This is a genomic window from Elstera litoralis (assembly GCF_000963705.1).
Lineage (GTDB): Bacteria > Pseudomonadota > Alphaproteobacteria > Elsterales > Elsteraceae > Elstera > Elstera litoralis.
The window spans coordinates 1-3,150 of record NZ_LAJY01000616.1; the positions used below are offsets into that span (position 1 = coordinate 1).

The window sequence follows — 3,150 nt, forward strand, 5'->3', positions numbered from 1 at the left end:
TCTGTCTCAAATTTAAAGCGCGATATTCGAAGGCCTATTCGTAGTAACCGACAACGAACACTTTGCTGTCAAACTTCTTAGTGAAGGATTTCTTCTTCTGCAACTTCTTCGTTGCCGGGTTGCGCCACACATATTCAACCCAACCGCCATCGGCCGTCTTATTGGCGGCGGCGATTTGGTCGCGGATGATGAATTTACCTTCCATGTCCTTCAGGTCGGGAATGGCGGGATTGTTAATCATCTTCGGGTCGTAATAGGCCAGCGCCATCGCGCTCTCGGCATCGACGACGAGCACATACCATTCGCCATCCACCCATTCCTTATTGGTGGTATCGCCGAAATCGGCGAAAGCCTTGTCTTTACCGACGGTTTGATAGTGCTTGATCGCCTTGTTCGTCATCGCTTCGGCCTGTTCGGCCGGCCCTGCGGCGGCGAGCGGCCCCGCCACGGTGAGCATCAGCGCCATCAGGGCGGCAGACAGAAATTTCAACATAGGAGCGTCTCCAACAAAATGGGGCGAGGAAGGAAAGGGGAGCCGATCAGGCGGTTTTGAGGCGCGCCACGAGTTGATCGACCCCGTTCTGAAGCGTCTGACAGGCATCGCCGAGGCTAGCCGTCGATTCCTCGACGACGACCGCCGCCGAGCCGACGGTTTCGGCGACCTGCTTCACGCCGCTAATGTCGCGGCTGACTGCTTGCGTGCCGAGGGCGGCTTCCGACACGCTGGCGCTAATGTCCGAGGTGGCGGACCCCTGTTCGTGAACGGCTTCGGCGATAATCGTGAGCGCCTGTTCGACGCGGCCAATCGTGCCGACGATAAGGCGAATGGCGGTGGCGGCCTGATCGGTCGCGCCGCGCATCGCATTGATTTCCGAGGCGATTTCTTCCGTTGCCTCGCCGGTTTGCTGGGCGAGGCTTTTGACTTCAGTGGCAACCACGGCAAAACCGCGCCCGGCTTCCCCGGCGCGGGCGGCTTCGATGGTGGCGTTCAGCGCCAGGAGATTGGTGCGTTCCGCAATATCGGTGATGAGGCGCAGGACTTCGCTGATGCGCCCGGAGGCTTGCACGAGATCGCCGACGACCCGGTCGGTGCGCGAGGCTTCGGTCACGGCTTCCTGGGCGATCTGGCTCGATTCGCGGACCTTCAGATTGATGCGCTCGATCTGGCTGGCGAGGCGGCTGGTGGCCCCGGCAACGGTGGAGACGTTCGAGCTGGCCTGCTCCGACGCGGCGGCGACGAGAATCGATTGCTGGCTGGCGTCCTCGGCGCTGCGGGCAAGCCCCACGGCTTGCGTGCGGATGGTGGCCAGCATATCCGAAATCGAGACGATGGCGTACCGCACCGACTGTTCGATATCCTGGGCGAGGCCGGTCATGGTTTGCTTGCGCACAACTTCGGCCTGCCGCCGGTTGGCCTCCTGCTCGGCGGTCAGCGCGCGCACCTGGGCGGCGTTTTCCTTGAACACTTGCACGGCAGCCGCCATCGCGCCGATTTCGTCGCCCCGGTTTAGGGCGGGAATGGCAACGTCGATCTCGTTTTTCGCCAGCCGCGCCATCGCGTCGGTCATCGCCGTTACCGGCTGGGCGATAGAGCGACCGACGAAGACGGCGATCACGGCCAGCAGCAGCGTCGCCGCGCCGGAAATGAGAAGATAGAGCGTCCGCGCCTGTTCCCCGGCGGCGGTGGCGGCGGCGATGGCGGTATCGGCTTCGCGGCGGGCTTCCTGCTCGAACTCGGCGAGATTGGCAATGATCGCCTCGGAACTGGCTTGGGCCGTTAACACCAGCGAAACCGAGGAGGCAACGTCCAAGCGCACCGAACTCAGTACGGCTGCGGCCCCGGCTTCATACTTTTGCAATTTGTCGGTAAAGCCGGAAAGCAGGCCTGCTTCGGTCGCGCTGAGCGCAAAGCGCGAAGGCAGGGCATTCAGCGAGGCGCGCGTGCTGGAAAGTTTAGCCTTGAAATCTGTCTCAACTTTAGAGAGAATTTTCTCGTCCGAAATCGCGGCGCTCCAGGCGACCATGCGGATCAGTTCGGCGTGCGCCTGTTCGAAAGCACGCGAGAGCTGGAGCGCCTCGGTCGCTTTCGCGCTGGAGATGCGCGTGATCTGATCGAGAACGCGGTTCTGGTTGGAGATTGTGGAGATCCCGACGAGCGCCAGCAATCCTAGCGCGATCAAGGCCACGCCTGGGATGATGAAAACTTTCCATCGGATCGACAGAGAAATCTTATTAGCCACGGCTGGCCCTCTCTCACGCAAACAGACGCGATGCCTTTTGGCGATGCCAAAGGTCGATTGGGTCGCCGAAGCGCATACATCTGTATGGGTTTCAGCGGTTATGACCCTGTCGCGGTCCGGTAACGAATGTTGTGCTGCAACATATTAACACTGGAGTTGTATGACTTGTCGAGTCTATGTATATGTGAAGAATGTATTTTAATTTTTAATATTTTGAGTTTGTGAATTAAACGCCTAGTATTAACGGGTTAATTATTGGTAACTTTAAATTGATTCCTTATTAAATAGGCTATGAGCATAAAAATATTGGCTTAGGCCTCTGATTAAAATTAAATTTTCCCGTCCTTGATGAGGTTTTTTAGAGCAATGATTTACGCATTCGGTTGATTGGAGACCGGCGATCAGTCAAAAAAACAGATATCGCGTTAATTATTATTAATCAGAATGATTTTGAAATTGTGCGGCGCACAAAAGCATACCCCCGTGCAGCCGCGTCATAGCTTCGGGCGTGTGCCGCTTTATCGGGCGCGGTCGAGTTGTTCGAGAATCGCCTCGCCGTAGCGCTCCAGCTTGGAGCGACCGATGCCGGGAATGCGCGCGAGCTGCTCCAGGCTGGCCGGGAGCAAGCGGACGATATCGTAGAGCGTCGCGTCGGTAAGGATAACATAGGGCGGCAGCTTATGCTCGCGGGCGAGATCGAGCCGCCAGCCGCGCAACTGCTGAAAGAGGCTCTGTTCGGCCGTGGATAGGCTGGGCGTGCTGCGGTCGCGCGGGGTTGAACTGCTGCCGCTGCTGCGCGTCGGCGCGGCCATCGGGTCGCGGCGCAGGCGCAGGGGCTGCCCATCGATCAGGACGGGGCGGGCGGCATCGGTGAGGCAGAGGCCGCCATAGGCTTCCGGGTCGGCGGTGA

The 3,150-nt window shown here is 59.1% G+C and carries 3 protein-coding genes; all 3 read right to left on the bottom strand.

The genetic code is table 11. The features are described 5' to 3' along the window. Nucleotides 1–34 precede the first annotated feature (34 nt). Nucleotides 35–493, bottom strand: coding sequence for a cache domain-containing protein (locus tag VZ95_RS18275; RefSeq protein WP_052711925.1), 459 nt, complete (start codon nucleotides 491–493; stop codon nucleotides 35–37). 46 nt (nucleotides 494–539) lie between these two features. Next, complete coding sequence (locus VZ95_RS26000; RefSeq protein ID WP_052711926.1) at nucleotides 540–2,240, bottom strand: methyl-accepting chemotaxis protein; 1,701 nt, start codon at nucleotides 2,238–2,240, stop codon at nucleotides 540–542. A gap of 518 nt (nucleotides 2,241–2,758) precedes the next feature. Next, the coding region (locus VZ95_RS18285; RefSeq protein WP_045777132.1) for an HRDC domain-containing protein at nucleotides 2,759–3,150 on the bottom strand (392 nt) is incomplete at its 5' end.